General features: G+C 38.3%; 19 protein-coding genes. 1 reads left to right on the top strand and 18 read right to left on the bottom strand.

The window, feature by feature from the left end; genetic code table 11:
- Positions 1-85: 85 nt before the first annotated feature.
- The 9 genes from ispE to metG form a co-directional block, all read right to left on the bottom strand.
- Positions 86-958 (bottom strand): 4-(cytidine 5'-diphospho)-2-C-methyl-D-erythritol kinase, encoded by an 873-nt coding sequence (ispE, locus tag BAZO_RS13495; RefSeq protein WP_003332146.1) that lies wholly within the window; start codon positions 956-958, stop codon positions 86-88.
- A 184-nt stretch (positions 959-1142) separates the two neighbouring features.
- A complete protein-coding gene (locus tag BAZO_RS13490) occupies positions 1143-1325 on the bottom strand; it encodes a small, acid-soluble spore protein, alpha/beta type (protein WP_003332145.1) in 183 nt (60 codons plus the stop codon).
- 84 nt (positions 1326-1409) lie between these two features.
- A complete protein-coding gene (gene veg, locus BAZO_RS13485) occupies positions 1410-1679 on the bottom strand; it encodes a biofilm formation stimulator Veg (RefSeq protein WP_003332144.1) in 270 nt (89 codons plus the stop codon).
- A 288-nt stretch (positions 1680-1967) separates the two neighbouring features.
- On the bottom strand, positions 1968-2834 hold the full coding sequence (yabG, locus tag BAZO_RS13480) for a sporulation peptidase YabG (RefSeq protein WP_003332143.1): 867 nt from the start codon (positions 2832-2834) through the stop codon (positions 1968-1970).
- Positions 2835-2903: 69 nt separating this feature from the next.
- The gene (gene rsmA, locus BAZO_RS13475) at positions 2904-3800 is read right to left on the bottom strand and encodes a 16S rRNA (adenine(1518)-N(6)/adenine(1519)-N(6))-dimethyltransferase RsmA (RefSeq protein WP_003332141.1); all 897 of its coding nucleotides are present in this window, start codon (positions 3798-3800) and stop codon (positions 2904-2906) included.
- Complete coding sequence (gene rnmV, locus BAZO_RS13470) at positions 3797-4357, bottom strand: ribonuclease M5 (RefSeq protein ID WP_003332140.1); 561 nt, start codon at positions 4355-4357, stop codon at positions 3797-3799. The genes rsmA and rnmV overlap by 4 nt, the downstream gene beginning before the upstream one ends.
- 137 nt (positions 4358-4494) lie before the next feature.
- Entirely contained in the window at positions 4495-5655 is a 1161-nt protein-coding gene (locus tag BAZO_RS23075; protein WP_003332139.1) for a G5 and 3D domain-containing protein, read from the bottom strand.
- A 286-nt stretch (positions 5656-5941) separates the two neighbouring features.
- Positions 5942-6709 carry a TatD family hydrolase gene (locus BAZO_RS13460; RefSeq protein ID WP_003332138.1) on the bottom strand — a complete coding sequence of 256 codons (768 nt, stop codon included), beginning with the start codon at positions 6707-6709 and terminating at the stop codon, positions 5942-5944.
- Between the two features lie 19 nt (positions 6710-6728).
- Positions 6729-8711, bottom strand: a complete 1983-nt coding sequence (gene metG / locus BAZO_RS13455; protein WP_003332137.1) for a methionine--tRNA ligase — start codon at positions 8709-8711, stop codon at positions 6729-6731.
- A gap of 418 nt (positions 8712-9129) precedes the next feature.
- Between metG and BAZO_RS13450 the strand changes: the two genes are divergently transcribed.
- Complete coding sequence (locus BAZO_RS13450; RefSeq protein ID WP_003332136.1) at positions 9130-9414, top strand: AbrB/MazE/SpoVT family DNA-binding domain-containing protein; 285 nt, start codon at positions 9130-9132, stop codon at positions 9412-9414.
- Positions 9415-9477: 63 nt separating this feature from the next.
- Here the strand turns inward: BAZO_RS13450 and rsmI are convergent, their stop codons facing one another.
- The 9 genes from rsmI to BAZO_RS13405 all read right to left on the bottom strand — a co-directional run bounded on the left by rsmI (position 9478) and on the right by BAZO_RS13405 (position 16057).
- Complete coding sequence (gene rsmI / locus BAZO_RS13445) at positions 9478-10359, bottom strand: 16S rRNA (cytidine(1402)-2'-O)-methyltransferase (protein WP_003332135.1); 882 nt, start codon at positions 10357-10359, stop codon at positions 9478-9480.
- Positions 10334-10603: a GIY-YIG nuclease family protein gene (locus tag BAZO_RS13440; RefSeq protein WP_003332134.1), complete on the bottom strand. Its 270-nt coding sequence runs from the start codon at positions 10601-10603 to the stop codon at positions 10334-10336. The genes rsmI and BAZO_RS13440 overlap by 26 nt, the downstream gene beginning before the upstream one ends.
- A complete protein-coding gene (locus BAZO_RS13435) occupies positions 10590-11333 on the bottom strand; it encodes a tRNA1(Val) (adenine(37)-N6)-methyltransferase (protein WP_003332133.1) in 744 nt (247 codons plus the stop codon). The genes BAZO_RS13440 and BAZO_RS13435 overlap by 14 nt, the downstream gene beginning before the upstream one ends.
- Before the next feature lie 66 nt (positions 11334-11399).
- Positions 11400-11762: a DNA replication initiation control protein YabA gene (yabA, locus tag BAZO_RS13430; protein ID WP_003332132.1), complete on the bottom strand. Its 363-nt coding sequence runs from the start codon at positions 11760-11762 to the stop codon at positions 11400-11402.
- Between the two features lie 25 nt (positions 11763-11787).
- On the bottom strand, positions 11788-12603 hold the full coding sequence (locus tag BAZO_RS13425) for a PSP1 domain-containing protein (protein WP_003332131.1): 816 nt from the start codon (positions 12601-12603) through the stop codon (positions 11788-11790).
- A gap of 3 nt (positions 12604-12606) precedes the next feature.
- Positions 12607-13596, bottom strand: coding sequence for a DNA polymerase III subunit delta' (holB, locus tag BAZO_RS13420; RefSeq protein ID WP_003332129.1), 990 nt, complete (start codon positions 13594-13596; stop codon positions 12607-12609).
- Between the two features lie 6 nt (positions 13597-13602).
- Positions 13603-14229, bottom strand: a complete 627-nt coding sequence (gene tmk / locus BAZO_RS13415; RefSeq protein WP_003332128.1) for a dTMP kinase — start codon at positions 14227-14229, stop codon at positions 13603-13605.
- A gap of 94 nt (positions 14230-14323) precedes the next feature.
- Positions 14324-15775, bottom strand: coding sequence for an aminotransferase class I/II-fold pyridoxal phosphate-dependent enzyme (locus BAZO_RS13410; protein ID WP_003332127.1), 1452 nt, complete (start codon positions 15773-15775; stop codon positions 14324-14326).
- A 75-nt stretch (positions 15776-15850) separates the two neighbouring features.
- Entirely contained in the window at positions 15851-16057 is a 207-nt protein-coding gene (locus BAZO_RS13405; RefSeq protein ID WP_003332126.1) for a sigma factor G inhibitor Gin, read from the bottom strand.
- Between the last annotated feature and the right edge of the window lie 263 nt (positions 16058-16320).

Here is a 16320-nt window from a genome sequence, read left to right as displayed (position 1 = left end):
TAGCAATTCTTAGTTGACTTATCGTAGGGAGGAGACCTGAAGTTTGCTAGGCGATAGGCGCTGGAGCTAGACAGTGAGAAACAAGTTAACTTTCGTTTCTGTTACCTAATAAACGAACTGCGTATACTTGATCACAGAAACCCCTTAAACCATTGTAAATTCGTTGTAGTCTTGATTGATATTGAACGAGACCATAAACAGTTGGTCCACTGCCGCTCATTAATACCGCATCTGCCCCAAAGCGCTGCATCTGCATTTTTATATGGTTAACCTCGGGATGCATTTTTAAGGTGACGCTTTCCAATACATTTCCAACGTTAGTACAGATTCCTTTAAAATCATGATTATGAATAGCTTGTACCATAGCATCGATATTTGGGTGCTCTACTTGATCCAATTTTAAATTCCGGTAAACATCAGCAGTAGATACCCCAATCGTTGGTTTCGCAAGAATAACCCAGCATGGCGGTGGGGAAGAAATATGCTCAATTTTCTCACCACGACCTGTCGCAATAGCCGTTCCTCCATATACACAGAAAGAAACGTCGGAGCCAATTTCCGCACCGATTTCAGCTAATTTATCAATTGATAGTCCTAAGTTCCACAGCTTATTTAAGCCTCTTAGTGTTGCCGCTGCATCACTACTTCCCCCTGCCAAACCAGCAGCTACAGGAATGATCTTCGAGATTGAAATGGAAACACCCTTTTTCACAGCAAAACGCTCTTTCAATAACTTTGCTGCCTGATAGGCTAAATTCCGATCATCATCCGGTACAAAACGGTTTTGCGAGACTATCGTTATTTTATCATCCTGAAGCTCATCTAATTCAATCCGATCAGCCAAGTCGATTGTAGTCATGATCATTTTAACTTCATGAAAACCATCGTCTCTTTTGTGTAAAACATCTAACGATAAATTGATTTTTGCCGGCGCTTTTACTAAAATTCGATTGCCCATCCTACTTATCACCTACTAAACTCGTCTAGCCACTTACAGCAAGTGCCAGACCTACTAAATGAAGTTAATATCTTGTATATTGTATCATAAACAGATAGTATAACCATTTTTATCGAAAAAAAAACCGAAGCTAAAATTAGCCCCGGTTATCGCAGTGTTTTAGTCGTTTTTTTAGAACGCGAATTTACTGTTCTTGTTGATTTACTAAACTATGTTGTGCAATTTCAACAGCGCGCTTTACCATGCTTCCGGCTTGTCTTGCTGTTATTCCACCCCAGCCTTCAGCTTGAACAGTATCATAAAATCCAAGTTCCTTTGCGAGTTCATCCTTAAACTGTTGAGACATTAAGCCCCTTCTTCTGCTCATAATGAATACTCCCTCCTAAAACTGCGACAATCTTAGTATTAGGATGTTATGCATAAGTAATTCAAAAAACAACGGACAGTATTTCTACTGTCCGTTTATTGCGATACTTCCTGTATTTTCATCAAAAAATGTTAATTCGACTGTTTCAGTTAAAACATCAGCGTAACTATAAGAAACCCGTTCAAATGAATTTTCTTGTTGATCTAATTCAATAATAAAAACAGAAGGATACGTTTCAGCTAAAACTCCAGACCTTTCAATCGTCTTGCGGCGCCCACCATTTGCTTTTAGTGTCAGGCGCTTCCCAAGATTATTATCAAGAATGCGTTTAATGTCTAACAAAGTTTTTCCCATTCGTTCCACCTCACTATGTATAGTATATCACCAATCGCCATTTCAGTCAAATAAAACTAAAATTATATCAGTGACACCTTTTTACTGTCAATGGGTTTTTGATTCAATAGTAGATTTTTTTTTGAACATAATATTATTTTTCCTCAGTTTGACAATTTTATGTATAATTCGCCTTAATTTTTAAATAATAAAAGCTGCCTTTAAAGTATGAAGCACAAACAAGAAAATTATATTCACAAAATAAGTAAATATTCATTTCCACCTGTATGCTTTACTTTAAAGACAGCTTTATTCATAATCCGATATATTATATGGCATTCCAATTCGAAGTAATCCTCTTGTTTCCACTCCACCTAACCCTTTTTCACCTGTTAAGGTATTTCGAAGTACATCCCACACATTAATATGATCCTTGATCGGCGTATAGCTGATTTTAGCTACAATATATACCGGATCAAGGGCGTGAATATTAATCCGTGTCGGTGAGCTTGCGAAATTGGCTCCAGCTTTGATTAATGATTCAAAGTGTGATTGGCATGCCCCCGCAAAAATAACAAGCTGATCAAGATGTGGAACCTTTTTTCTCGCTTCATAGACGGTTTGGGCAAAGTAGCGCGAGTGGCGGTATGCTTTTAAATCACTTATCTTACCTTTTGATTTAAGATAAGCATCGTGCCCGGTTACAACTAGTATATCGGGTCGCATTTGCTCAATTAACCTGCCAACCCGCTCCGGCATTTCTTTTTCACTCATATGGACGCCATATATCGGAACACCCAGACGTTCATATAATGTGCGGCACTTTTGTAAATAAACAGGATCGCCATCCAGATGCAACACACGGCCGGGCATTTGAAAGTAAGATTCACTATGACTGTAGCCGCTCGAGGCATGATATTCATTTCTTTGGCGAATTAAATTATAATCCTGGCGGAATAGCCAGTTGGATTTATCTACTTTTTCCTTTTCCTTCTTCTGTCGTGATTTATATTCTTTATCGTCTATAATTAATAAATCAGAAATCGGTGCATCAGCAATAAGCCTAACATCCTCGCCTAATAATATAGCTATGTTGTTATTTATTTCCGTCACCCGGAAAAGTAAATCCTGCTTATAAGATTTGCGGGTTACTAAATCTCCCACCTCGATATCCATATTTCCCCTCCTCACATGGGGCAGATACATTGTCTCTATAACCTATGTATCCAAGGGGAAAAACGTGAATCAAATGCGCTTTGCTTTATTTACGTCCAGATGGGATACAAGCTCATCACTTAATCTTCCGAACTCTTCTATACTTAATGTTTCTCCTCGCCTTTTTGGATCAATTCCAGCGGCATGAAGGGCCTTTTCAATATTCTTCTTTTCAATCGTTTGAGCGAAGTGGCTTGATAAATTATTAAAGATGGTTTTTCGCCGCTGTGCAAAGCTAGCCCGGACAACCGTGAAGAAAAACTCTTCATCTGTAACCTTAACAGCCGGTTCCGGTCTTTTTGTTAACCGAATAACAGCAGAGTCAATATTCGGCTGCGGTATAAAAACAGTTTTCGGTACAATCATAACCGTTTTTGCCTCCGTATAATATTGGATGGCTATTGATAAGGAGCCGTAGTCCTTTGTACCAGGGGCGGCTGCTATTCGGTCAGCGACTTCCTTTTGAAGCATACAAACAATTCCCCGTATCGGCAATTGATCGGTCAAAAGCTTCATAATGATTGGCGTTGTCACATAATAAGGGAGATTGGCTACAACCATTAAATCCTGATCTTCCCCAAATTCCTCTGTAATGACTTGGTTCACATTTGCTTTTAGAACATCCTCATGAATAACCTTCACATGCGGATAAGGTTCAAGCGTTTCTTTTAAAATCGGCAGCAACCGTTGGTCAATTTCAAAGGCGACTACTTTCTTTGCCCGCTTTGCCAATTGCTCCGTTAACGCCCCAATTCCAGGTCCAATTTCAATAGCACCACTGTTCACAGTCAACTCGGCAAAATCAACAATTCGGTTTAAAATATTTAAGTCAATTAAAAAGTTCTGTCCTAAGCTTTTCTTGAAAGAAAACCCGTACTTTTCCAAAATTGCCTTCGTTCGTACCGGTGTTGCAATGTCCTTCATCATTCCGTTTCCTCCTGTAACACTTGAACAACAGCCTCTAAAAATGCCGTTTTCGTAATTTGAAACATATTTAAACGCTTATGAAGCTGTTTCCCGTTCGTATACCCTATTTTTAAGATCATCCCAAGCTTTTCTCTTCTTTCCTTGGATCGGTCCTCCCCAATTAAACCAGCTTCAATTAAATCCTCTTGAGTAATTTCCTCCCTTACATTAATCATTTCCTGCTGTACCGCCCTTAAAGCCGTTTGAATAGCTTCAATTGAAGCATGTTCGACACCAAGGCCTTTGCCCTTTTTAGGGATTGCCTCGTGACGGGGCAAAAAGGCATGCTTACACCCCGGTACCTTTTCAGATATGATTTTCCGGATTCGTTCCCCAGGATAGTCTGGGTCAGTAAAAATAATGACACCCCGCTGGTTTTGGGCAAGTCGAATTTGTTCAATCGTCGTCTCACTTATTTCAGAGCCATTTGTTTCAATCGTATCTGCTTGAACAGCTCTTTTTACCCGAACAGTATCATCTTTTCCTTCAACCACAATAATTTCTTTGATTTTTTCCATTTTTTTATTTTTCCTCTCAAAAATCTGAAACTTTTAATGCTCGTTTAACGTCTCTTTATATGTATAAGTATAAGCTAATTAAAAACAAAAAACACAGAGGAGTTTATCCCCTGTGAAAATCGAAGATGCTATTCTGTTTATTCTAAGATTTTAATTAAAACCGTTTTACGACCATATCCGTCTACAGTTTTTTGATCAGGAATAAAAAGATCAATTTTATTCCCTTTAATGGAGCCGCCGGTATCTGCAGCGATCGCATGACCATAGCCTTCCACCCATACTTTTGTACCTAATGGAATGACACTAGGATCAACTGCAATAACTTTTGCATCTGGATTTTCTCTCAAATTAATGCCGCTTGAGGTCTTCCCGGAGCATCCGTTACAATAAGCGGTATAAGCGGTAGCTTGGACATAAAATTCCTTTGTCGAGGGACCATCATAACCACGGGCCGCTTGTTGTTTAATTGGTTTTGTACCTAAAGCAACGATTTTATCTTTACTATCTCTAACTTTTTCAGTACTTAGCAGCTTTCTTGAAACTTCCTTGCCATTTTCAAGGACTACTTCAAAGGTTTGCTTTTCCAAACCTTTTTCCCCTTTATCGACTACCTTTTCTACACCTTTTGGTAGGGATGAATCTTTTCGAGTTACAACTGCAAAATCAACTGGTGCTTCCACCACATCGGTGACCTTTTCTACGCGTATAACATTAACAACCATATTTTCTGTGACTTGAGTGCTAGCTTCTGGCTCAACGCGGTCAAGTTCATTAAGTTTAATTTCTTGGTGCTTCAAAAGGTCAACGACCGTAGTCGAAGTGGTCCAAACTGGCTTCTCCTCATTTTTATCTTTGATTGTTACAAGAAAAGCAGTATCTATGACTATTTCTGTTTTTTGATCTAGCTCTGTATCCCTACTTGGACTAATTCTATCGTGTTCACTTAACTTAATATTTTGCTCATTTATAAAATCCCCTACAGTTTTAGCTGCCGACCAAACTGTCTCTTCTTTCCCCCAGGCTATCAATCTAATAGGCTTGGCTGGGTCCCACGAAACTCTCCCGTTTTTCATTATCGGTGAATCCAGCGAAGGCGTGACCCGATCCTGCTCCAAGACTTCTAAATTAAGCTCTGCCAAAAGCTCTTTTACCGTCTCGGCATGGGTTCGTACCGTTTCCTCTTTCCCGTCTAATACAACCGTTACCGGCTGCTTAGTTCCCTCGTACGATAGTACCGCTATTAGTATAATAGCTAGAATACTAGACAAGGCAACTATCATCTTTTTCGATTTCAGCATAATTTGCCTCCTTCTCGGAGTGATTATATAAGAGCCCTTCTCAAGTTGTCAACTATAATTTACCACCCCACCTACTCTTGACAAATTCTAAGACATGTTCACTTTGTCTATCGTTTCACATTATAAAGCTTTTTTCTTTAGGAAATCCACCCAAAAATATCGACAACATTATTCGATAGAAAAGCGGAAGTGCCCGTTAAGCGACAAAAAAACTGGAGGACGACGACTGAGATAAAGTTAATGAAAAAAGGGACTGTCCCACTTGAGAGACAGCCCTTTCGACAATTTATGAAATTCCAAACGCCTTTTTCGCATTTTCCGTTGTTTGACGGGCTACTTCCTCGAAAGGTATGCCCTTCAACTCAGCAATTTGCTCGGCAACTAATTTGACATAAGCTGGTTCATTTCTTTTGCCGCGATACGGATGCGGTGTTAAATACGGGCAATCCGTTTCGATGAGTAGCTTCTCTAGTGGAAGTTCGGTAGCTACTTCCTTTGGCTTTTTGGCATTTTTAAAAGTAACTGGGCCACCAAGGGAGATATAAAAATTCATGGCGATGCATTCCATAGCTGTTTCAAGGCTTCCGCTAAAGCAATGCATAATACCGCCCACTTCGCCTGCTTCCTCTTCTTTCAGAATATCGACAATATCCTGTGTTGCTTCACGGTTATGGATGATAATTGGCAGTTTTAACTTTTTCGCTAAGCGTATTTGTTTACGAAATACTTCCTTTTGGATGTCTTTTGGTGATTTATCCCAGTAATAATCCAAGCCCATTTCACCAAGAGCAACAACCTTTGGATGACTGGCCAACCCCTCAATCCACTCCAAATCTTCTTCCTTCATATCAATAGCATCAACCGGATGCCAGCCGATTGATGCATAGATAAAATCATGCTGTTCCGCGATTCTAATTGCACCTTCAATAGTCTCTTTATCAAATCCGACAACGACCATGTGGGAGACACCTTCTGAAAGTGCACGCTCTATAACTTCTGCTTCATCATCGGCAAATTGCCTTGCATTGAGATGAACATGGGTATCAAACAACATAAAAAAACTCCCTTGAAGCTTATTTTATTTTTGTACCATTGGGAATGCTTGCATCAATTGTAGCAAGCTTTAACTTTCCATTGTCCTTTCCGGCAAGGATCATGCCTTGTGACAGCTCGCCGCGAAGTTTGACTGGTTTTAGGTTGGTTACACAGATTACTTTTTGGCCAGTTAATTCCTCTGGTTTGTAATATTCGGCAATACCGGAAACAACTTGGCGCTTTTCATAGCCTAAGTCTAATTGAAGCTTTAACAGCTTGTCTGCCTTTTTGACATTTTCAGCTTGAATGACCTCGGCAACACGAAGCTCAACCTTTCCAAAGTCATCAATTGTGATTTCTTCAACTTCAGGAACTGCCTGCTCCGAACCCGCTTCATTCCCATTAGCAGCTGCAGGCTCTGACGGCACGGCTTGTGCTGGTGGCTGCATATCCTCTTTAATTGCTGCCACTTCTTTTTCTGTTTCAAGACGTGGGAAGATTGGCTCGCCTTTTTGTACTTTTGTGCCGCTCGGGATTAAACCAAATTGATAGAGACTATTCCAAGCAGTCAACTTCTCGCCGCTCACGCCTAATTGCTCCCAAATTTTCTTTGGTGCTCTCGTTAAAAACGGCTGCAGCATAATGGAACTATATCGTAATGACTCTGCTAAATGATACATTACGGACGCTAAATGGGCTTTTTTGCTTTCATCTTTAGCAAGTGTCCATGGCTGTGTTTCATCAATATATTTATTTGTGCGGCTGACTAGCTGCCAAATAGCTGTTAATGCGACGGAAAACTCCATTTTTTCCATTGCATTTTCAACTTTTTCAACCGTTTCTTTTGCGGTATTTTCTAGAATTCCGTCGAATTCCGTTACTTGCCCGTCATACTGTGGAATTTCTCCGCCAAAATATTTATCAATCATAGCTACTGTACGATTCAATAAGTTTCCTAAATCGTTTGCTAAGTCAAAATTAATACGGTCTACAAAACCTTCCGGTGTGAAGACACCATCTGATCCGAATGGAACTTCACGAAGCAGGTAATAACGGAGTGCATCCAACCCATAGCGATCAATTAATGTGACCGGATCGATGACATTTCCTTTTGATTTCGACATTTTTCCATCCTTCATTAATAGCCAGCCATGGGCAAAAACTTTCTTAGGAAGCGGTACTCCTAAAGCCATTAACATGATTGGCCAATAAATGGTATGGAAACGAACGATTTCTTTACCAACTAAATGAACATCTGCAGGCCAATATTTTTGATATTTTTCATCATTTTCCGTATCATAACCTAAGGCAGTAATATAATTTGATAACGCATCAATCCATACATAAATAACATGCTTTGGATCACCAGGTACTTTAATGCCCCAGTCAAATGTTGTTCTTGATACCGCCAAGTCCTCTAAGCCTGGCTTAATAAAATTGTTAATCATTTCATTTTTGCGAGATTCCGGTTGGATAAATTCGGGATTTTCTTCGTAATATTGCAATAAGCGATCAACATATTTACTCATTTTGAAAAAGTAAGACTCTTCCTTCACCTTTTCAACAGGACGACCACAGTCTGGGCAATTGCCTCCCTCAATTTGACGCTCAGTAAAGAAAGATTCACATGGTGTACAATACCATCCTTCGTACTGATCTAAATAGATGTCACCTTGTTCAACGAGCTTTGCAAATATCTTTTCGACAGTTTTCTTATGGCGATCTTCTGTTGTTCTTATAAAATCATCATAAGAAATATCAAGCTTTTGCCATAAATCTTTAATTCCTGACACAATATTATCAACGAATTGTTGTGGGCTAACCCCTTTTTCCTCAGCCTTTCTTTGGATTTTTTGTCCATGTTCGTCAGTACCTGTTAAATACATAACATCGTAACCTCGTAGGCGTTTATAGCGTGCCATCGCATCCCCAGCTACCGTTGTATAAGCATGTCCTATATGTAATTTGTCGCTTGGATAATAAATTGGTGTTGTAAGATAAAATGATTTTTTTTCACTCAACTAAATGACCCCCTCTTAGACCTAACTGTATTCGTACTATCTATTATACCATCTCCAAAATATACCTAATCAAATATTATGAGTCAAGATTGCACCTGGCCCTAATTTTTTTGTCAAAAACCCTTGTAGAATTTTGTCGTTATTTTTATAATAAAAGAAAAAAACATTTTTTTGAAAAAAGGTAATTAAATGTAAAAGTATTGGTATTAACTATTTAAATAGTACTAATAAAGAAAGTTAATACATCAATATTTAAAATGCAAAAAAATACATTTTCTTATAAATTCTACACTTTTTTACATAAACAATAATTGACTACTTCTGGAAAACTTGTTATGATGAAAACGGATGAAATTTGTCGAAACATGACGAATTATAAATAAAGATATACTATATTATTAAAGGGAGAAATGCTTACATGAAATCTACTGGAATTGTTCGTAAAGTTGATGAATTAGGTCGAGTTGTAATTCCAATTGAATTACGCCGTACTTTAGGTATTGCGGAAAAAGACTCACTTGAGATATATGTTGACGATGATCGTATCGTTTTAAAAAAATATAAGCCTAATATGACTTGCAGCATTACTGGAGAAGTATCTGATCACAACTTTGCTCTTGCCAATGGTAAAATTGTACTAAGCCGCGAAGGTGCAGAATTGTTATTAAAAGAACTTCAAGAAAACCTTGCCGTTGCAAAATAATGATAATTAATTCAAAAGAGGCTAACTATAGCCTCTTTTTTATTGCACACTTACATCTTAAATTTATCCTTCAATATGAAACAATTGGTATACTTCTCTTTTCGGTATTCCCCGCTCATCTGCAACACGTTTGATCGCCTCTTTAGACCGCAATCCCTCTTTTTCAATATAATGCTCTACATGCTCTTTAATCTGCAATTCTTCCCACCAAATATGTTTTTCCGAAATTTCGGCGCTATTTGCCCCTTCAATAATGATGCAAAATTCACCACGAATCGTTTCCTCATCCGCCCACTCGATAAGTTCGCCCACCGTCCCTCTTATGTATTCCTCAAACTTCTTTGTTAATTCTCTTGAAAGAGTTGCTCTACGATTGCTTCCCCACACCTTTTCAATTGCAGTGAGTGTTTCCTTCAAGCGATGTGGGGCTTCATAAAAGATCATTGGATCCAGCATTTCCTTTAGCCGTTCCAGCTCTGCCGTTCTTTCCTTTTTTCCCCGTGGTAAAAACCCATAATAATAGAAGTGATCGGTTGGAAGTCCGGAAGCAATGAGAGCTGTTAGCGCCGCATTGGCACCAGGAAGGGCAATAACGGCGATATTTTCCTCCAATGCTGCGACAACTAAATCGTAGCCCGGATCGGAAATGGCCGGCATCCCCGCGTCACTAACTAAAGCAATTGTTTTTCCATTCTTTATTTCTTCAAGAAGTTTAGCGCCGCTTTCCCGCTTATTATGTTCATGGTAGCTTGTCAACGGTGTTGAAATTTCAAAATGATTCAGAAGCTTGACCGTTTGCCTCGTATCTTCAGCAGCAATTAAATTAGCTTCCTTTAAAATACGAATGGCGCGAAAGGTCATATCCTCTAAATTGCCGATTGGGGTTGGCACTAAATAAAGCAACCCGGCATTTGATTCACTAAAGCTTTTTTGCTGCGTTCTCATAAATATACTCCTCTTTTTGTTTTCTCGTTAATTGCTTGACCCGATATTCCTCCTGCATGGCTTCCGTTTTAGACTCATACACTTCTGAAAATAAAAGTTGGACTGGCGTACGTCCTCTTGTATATTTCGCACCCTTACCCGTTTGGTGCATTTCAAGCCTTTTTTCTAAATTATTCGTATAGCCCGTATAATACGAGCCATCACTACATTCCAAAATATAAACATAATGCTTATCTTTCTCCATATAAGATTTCTAACATCTCCTCTGTGTACTCATTATTTTCTTTATACACATAAAGAGGGGGCAATATTTTTAATCCTGCCTTCCCGTATTTTATACCCTCAACTAACAATGTATTAGCTTCCTTCCCCGCTTTAGGATAAACGAGACGCATTCGCTTCGGTTCTATTTTATATTGTCTCATTAAAGTGACAATATCAAGCAGCCTCTCGGGGCGGTGAACAAAAGCTACCTTGCCACCGTGTCGAACAAGCCCGCTTGACACCCTAACAACATCCTCAAGAGTACAATAAATTTCATGACGGGCAATAGCCAGATGCGGGTTTTCGTTATATTCTGTTTCACTCGGTGTTGGAAAATAAGGCGGGTTACAAGTCACAACATCAAACCCGGCATTCCCCAATACCTCAGGTATATCGTTAATGTCACCATGAATAACCGATATGCGGTCCTCTAAATGATTGTACTGAATACTTCTTACAGCCATATCATAGATGCGCTCCTGAATTTCCACCCCTGTGATTGTACCCTTTGTGCGTTCACTTAGAAGCAGTGGAATAACGGCATTGCCTGTACATAAATCAAGCAAAGTTCCTTTTTGTATCGGAACGTAAACGAAATTTGCCAATAGCACGGCATCCAATGAAAAATTAAAGACAGACGGGCTTTGGATAATTTTCATCCGCTCATCCAACAAATAATCTAAACGTTCATCTCCATGTAATTCAACCATATATGTAAATACCCTTCCTTATATAGAAATGAGGCTGACTCTTTGTTCCTGAGTCAGCCTCTACGCCTATTTTTTATTTAAAAACGATAAACAAAACAGGCAGTCGCCATCTTTTCGCAAAGACCCATAGTGAACATTGCAAATATGGAATCCCTCTTGATAAAGTCGAGCGAGGTTATCATATCCTTCCCCAATATCCGCCAATGACTCTGACTTTTCCTTCTTGTTCGTCTTTCTTTTCGTTTCTTTTTGCTTCGGTTCGTCCTCTTTTTCAAACCGTTGTCTTAGGTGATGATTTTCCATTTTTAAATGGTGGTTTTCCTCAAGCAACTCTGCAAGCTGTGCTTTAAATTCACCTAATTGTTTATATAATCGACCGATTTGTTCTTCTATTTCAATCGCCTGATCAAATAATTGTTTTTTGTCCACTTGAATGCACCTCTATTTTTGTGGGCTAAAACGACACGGTCCCTTGCTCCATTAATTCATCAATTGTATATTCTACTACACGCTCAAGTTCAGTCAATTCAACTTGGATAACACCTTCCAATATGTTCAAACCGACTACCTTGCCGTCTCCTTGCGGTGTATGAATAGGGTCCCCTAAGTCTGGTAACTCTGCTTTTGCAGTCTCATAGTCATCGTTTTCATATTTCAAGCAACACATAAGTCGTCCGCAAAGTCCAGAAATTTTGGCTGGATTTAATGACAAGTTTTGATCCTTTGCCATTTTTATAGATACCGGGTCGAAATCGCCTAGAAACGTAGAACAGCAAAGCATTCTTCCACACGGCCCGATTCCGCCGAGCAACTTTGCCTCATCGCGAACACCGATTTGACGGAGTTCGATTCTTGTCCTAAAGATAGCTGCTAAATCCTTAACTAATTCACGAAAATCGATGCGACCATCTGCTGTAAAATAGAAGATAATCTTATTTCTATCAAACGTATATTCTACGTCTACTAGCTTCATATCTAATCCATGCTCTACTATTTTTTTCGTGCAGGCTTCATATGCTTCTTTTGCTTCTTTTTTATTTTCTTCAACATTTCTTATATCGTTTTCATCCGCAAGGCGAATGACCTTCTTTAAGGGTAAAACGATATCATTTTCATCAACAGTTTTTTGTGCGATGACAGCCTTTCCAAACTCAACTCCCCGAACAGTTTCAACGATAACGTATGATCCTCTTTCGATCTTTATTTCTCCTGGATCAAAATAATATATTTTACCCGCCTTTTTAAAGCGTACTCCTACTACCTCATACAAGCATTATCCCTCCTGCAACTTCAGTATCAGCTGCTCCATTAATAATGAAGGATTGACATTGGCATTTAACCGCTTCTTTGCCTCTAAAATAACGGTTAAATCGTCTACGATTTTCTTTTGAGAAAAACGCATAGATTGTGCCTCAAGCAACTCCTTTTGATCTATATAAATTAAACTATTTTCTTCACCTATTTGGATATACAAAAGGTCTTTAAACCATAATAATAATAAATCCAAACCTACACTAAGCTGTTCTTTTTCCTTAAAGTGTGACAGCCAATTTTCATGTAAAAATAATAAAGCATGATGACCCCTCTTTAAAAGGACCTCATTTAATTGTATCACTATGTTTCGGGCTTGTGCAAACCAATCGTCTGAAATTATAGCAAGTGCTTCATTAATATTATTGGTAAGAGAGGCAACAATTTTTCCTAAATGAGCAGGGACACCTTGTTGTAGCAGTTTTTGTAAAAGTAAATCTGCCGTTAATGGTTGAAAATTCAAAATTTGACATCTGGATAAGATCGTTGGCAGTATTTGCTGAACCTGTTCTGTTAACAAAATGGCAATAGTTTGTCCATCTGGTTCCTCTAAAAACTTTAATAAACTATTGGCTGCTTGATTTGTCATTTTATCAGCATGTTCAATTAAATAGATTTTCCCCTTTGATTCTACACTCTTCTTTGAAAATTCTCTCTGCAAATCTTTTATTTGTTCTTTTTTTAACGATAAACCGTCCGGTGATAGGAAATGGACATCAGGATGATTGCCTGATTCGATCCTCTTGCATTCAATACAGGAATTGCATGGTTCAGCACCCGTTTTATTTATGCAAAAAAAGCTTTTGGCGAGCTGAATGCCGACAGCTTTTTTACCTGTTCCACGACCGCCCTCAAATAAATAGGCATGCGCAATCCGGTTTTTCAATATACTATTTTTCAGCATCCTCACTACATTGGGCTGTGTTTCCTGCAGTTGTTCCCATGTTTGCATATACGATCACCACATTATTTTATCTATTAATACCTTTTTAATCTCCGAAAATACATTCTCAATTTCTTGATTAGCATCTATTCTTACAATTCTATTAGGGAATTTCACCAAAACTTCCTCATATCCCTCTTTCACCTTATTGTGAAAGTTCATTTCCTCTAAATCTAACCTATTTACTTCTCTTTCTTTATTTTTTCGAATTCTACTTAATCCAACCTCAGGATCAAGGTCTAAATACAAGGTTAAATTCGGCATAAAATTTCCAATAGCAAATTCATTAATCGAAAGAACCTCGTCAATCCCTAACCCTCGAGCATATCCTTGATAGGCCAAACTACTGTCGATAAAACGATCACATAATACAATTTTATCTTCATTTAGTGAGGGAATAATCTTTTCCACTAAATGCTGTCTTCTTGCTGCAGCATAGAGGAGCGCCTCAGTTCGACCATCCATTTTAGTATTCTTTTTATCTAAAATAACTGAGCGAATTTGTTCAGCTATATCAATTCCTCCTGGTTCTCTTGTAACAACAATACTTTTCCCTCTATATTCAAGAAAATCCTTAACATAATTAATTAATGTGGATTTTCCTGATCCCTCGACACCTTCGAGAGTTATGAGATAACTCATTTTTTTTCCTCCACTTACAATTCTAGTTTAAAATATATTATCCACACTTATTTTACCCTAATTTTTTAATGGCTGGCATGTTTTCATATAAATCTTATTTAAAAACTTCAAGTCCATTTCCCAAAATATCTCTATGATTTTGAAGATAAGCACCTGCATTTAGTAACTCTAGAAGCTGGTTAATATGTGAGTTTGTTATTTTTTCACCTTCAAGGATCAACGGGATCCCCGGCGGATAAGGAATAACAGATACAGCCGCAATATGATCTTTCGTTTGAAGCAACGGAACTCTGTCTTTTTTGAACTTTTTCATTTCATTATAATGAATGGCTAGAGTTGAAATTTTATCTTCCTTTTTATCTAAGGCTTTATATGTATTTTTTTGTTGGACAAATTGAACCGGTAAGTGCTCGACAGCCACTTTTAGTTTTTCAATTATAGCTGACCCATTTTCAATGGCAGCTAAAGGCAGAACAAATAAAATATTCCACGGGTCTGCGAGCTCTGTATAAAGGGCTTGCTTTTCGAATTCCTTTTGTAATTCATAACCGGAGTGGGAGCATCTTGTTTGAACAATTACCTTCAATGGGTCGCAATTATTGTCTTTAGTATTAGTGGGTAGGACACTCAGTTGGTCAATGGTTGAAAGCTGTTGTCGAAGACTATTAATACTCGTGACAATTTTCCCCTTTTCGCTTTCCGTAATCTGGGCTAAGTAATACCTTGCTATATCTAATGATGCCATAATCGGATAAGAAGGACTACTGGACTGAATGGCTTGCAAATAGTATTGTAAATTATCCAGATCGATATGATGAGTATTACAATGGAGAAATGAGCCCATCGTCATCGCCGGCAATGTTTTATGCGCCGACTGAACAACAATGTCTGCACCCAGTTGTATAGCTGAAGGTGGGAACGGTTCACCAAGTATTAAATGGGCCCCATGCGCTTCATCAACAAGGACTATTAATCCATTGGCATGGGCAAGATTTATTATTTGCTGGAGCTCTGTAGAAACCATGCCATAATAGTTCGGTGAAGTCAAAATAAGCACCTTGGCATCAGGAAACATTTTTATTGCTTTTTCGACTGTTTCACGTGAAACATTTGTTGAAAATTGCCCATTTTTATCATATTCAGGCGATAGGAAAACTGGCTGAACACCTGCCAATTTTAAACCATTTAGAACAGACTTGTGGCTATTACGTTGAACAAGCACACTATCACCCTGTTCGCAGGTTGATAGTATCATAGCCAAATTGCCAGCTGTAGATCCCCCGACAAGGAAATAACTTTTCGTTACTTTATAAAGTTTAGCAGTTAAATCCTCAGCCTCTTTTATAATCCCACTAGCTGAATGCAAATCATCCAGATTCCCAAGCTCCGTTTGATCTATTTTTAATAATTCCTGAAATAGGTTATGACCTGATGGTAACGGTGGAAATACTGTTCCACTTTTATGCCCAGGTACGTGGAATGAGATTGGTTTTGTTTCAATATGGCTTAGTAAACCATTGTATAGAGGAAGTAAATCTTGATTCATCGGAGAGCCTCATTTCATTTTCATTCGTTATTAATATTAAATAAAAAACAGACCCTATGCAAATATGGATCTGTTCTATTTCAGATTTAGCATCGGCTCTGTAATTTTCCGCATCTGATTTAAAAAATGTTTGTATTTTTCATCATTTGTTTCCGTTGAAACTAATTCTTTCTCACATTCATTACAAATAAATTGCGTATATATATGAATGCCCTTATCTTTCTTTTGTTCGCAAATGACGCACGTCTCCCCATCAGAACTTTTATTTGTGTTTAATTCCATCCAGTCCACCTCCACAGTTTCAGTATCGCCAATCAGTTTAAATTTTATACACTATTTTGAATAGGCAAAATACTATATCCAAAACTGTTAGTTGTTATTATTTTATGAACGGACTATTGATGGGGAAACAGTCATTATACTTCCTGCTAATTCTCCATATGCTAAGCTGTTGATGGGGTATACTGAATAAATAGAAAAGCGGAAGCACCCGTTTAGCGACGAACAAACTGGAGCACTTCGCAATGAGATAAAGGAAACACAGC

Origin of the sequence: Schinkia azotoformans LMG 9581 (genome assembly GCF_000307855.1) — a bacterium.
Taxonomy (GTDB): Bacteria; Bacillota; Bacilli; order Bacillales; family Bacillaceae_J; genus Schinkia; species Schinkia azotoformans.
The sequence above is the reverse complement of the archived record's forward strand: the minus strand, read 5'-3'. Positions and strand labels throughout refer to the sequence as shown.

Bases quoted from the DNA above. Each gene is read 5' to 3' on its own strand.
- ispE (WP_003332146.1), bottom strand. From the start codon at position 958: ATGGGCAATCGAATTTTAGTAAAAGCGCCGGCAAAAATCAATTTATCG.
- BAZO_RS13490 (WP_003332145.1), bottom strand. From the start codon at position 1,325: ATGAGCAGAAGAAGGGGCTTAATGTCTCAACAGTTTAAGGATGAACTC.
- veg (WP_003332144.1), bottom strand. From the start codon at position 1,679: ATGGGAAAAACTTTGTTAGACATTAAACGCATTCTTGATAATAATCTT.
- yabG (WP_003332143.1), bottom strand. From the start codon at position 2,834: ATGGATATCGAGGTGGGAGATTTAGTAACCCGCAAATCTTATAAGCAG.
- rsmA (WP_003332141.1), bottom strand. From the start codon at position 3,800: ATGATGAAGGACATTGCAACACCGGTACGAACGAAGGCAATTTTGGAA.
- rnmV (WP_003332140.1), bottom strand. From the start codon at position 4,357: ATGGAAAAAATCAAAGAAATTATTGTGGTTGAAGGAAAAGATGATACT.
- BAZO_RS23075 (WP_003332139.1), bottom strand. From the start codon at position 5,655: ATGCTGAAATCGAAAAAGATGATAGTTGCCTTGTCTAGTATTCTAGCT.
- BAZO_RS13460 (WP_003332138.1), bottom strand. From the start codon at position 6,709: ATGTTGTTTGATACCCATGTTCATCTCAATGCAAGGCAATTTGCCGAT.
- BAZO_RS13450 (WP_003332136.1), top strand. From the start codon at position 9,130: ATGAAATCTACTGGAATTGTTCGTAAAGTTGATGAATTAGGTCGAGTT.
- rsmI (WP_003332135.1), bottom strand. From the start codon at position 10,359: ATGAGAACGCAGCAAAAAAGCTTTAGTGAATCAAATGCCGGGTTGCTT.
- BAZO_RS13440 (WP_003332134.1), bottom strand. From the start codon at position 10,603: ATGGAGAAAGATAAGCATTATGTTTATATTTTGGAATGTAGTGATGGC.
- BAZO_RS13435 (WP_003332133.1), bottom strand. From the start codon at position 11,333: ATGGTTGAATTACATGGAGATGAACGTTTAGATTATTTGTTGGATGAG.
- holB (WP_003332129.1), bottom strand. From the start codon at position 13,596: ATGCAAACATGGGAACAACTGCAGGAAACACAGCCCAATGTAGTGAGG.
- tmk (WP_003332128.1), bottom strand. From the start codon at position 14,229: ATGAGTTATCTCATAACTCTCGAAGGTGTCGAGGGATCAGGAAAATCC.
- BAZO_RS13410 (WP_003332127.1), bottom strand. From the start codon at position 15,775: ATGAATCAAGATTTACTTCCTCTATACAATGGTTTACTAAGCCATATT.
- BAZO_RS13405 (WP_003332126.1), bottom strand. From the start codon at position 16,057: ATGGAATTAAACACAAATAAAAGTTCTGATGGGGAGACGTGCGTCATT.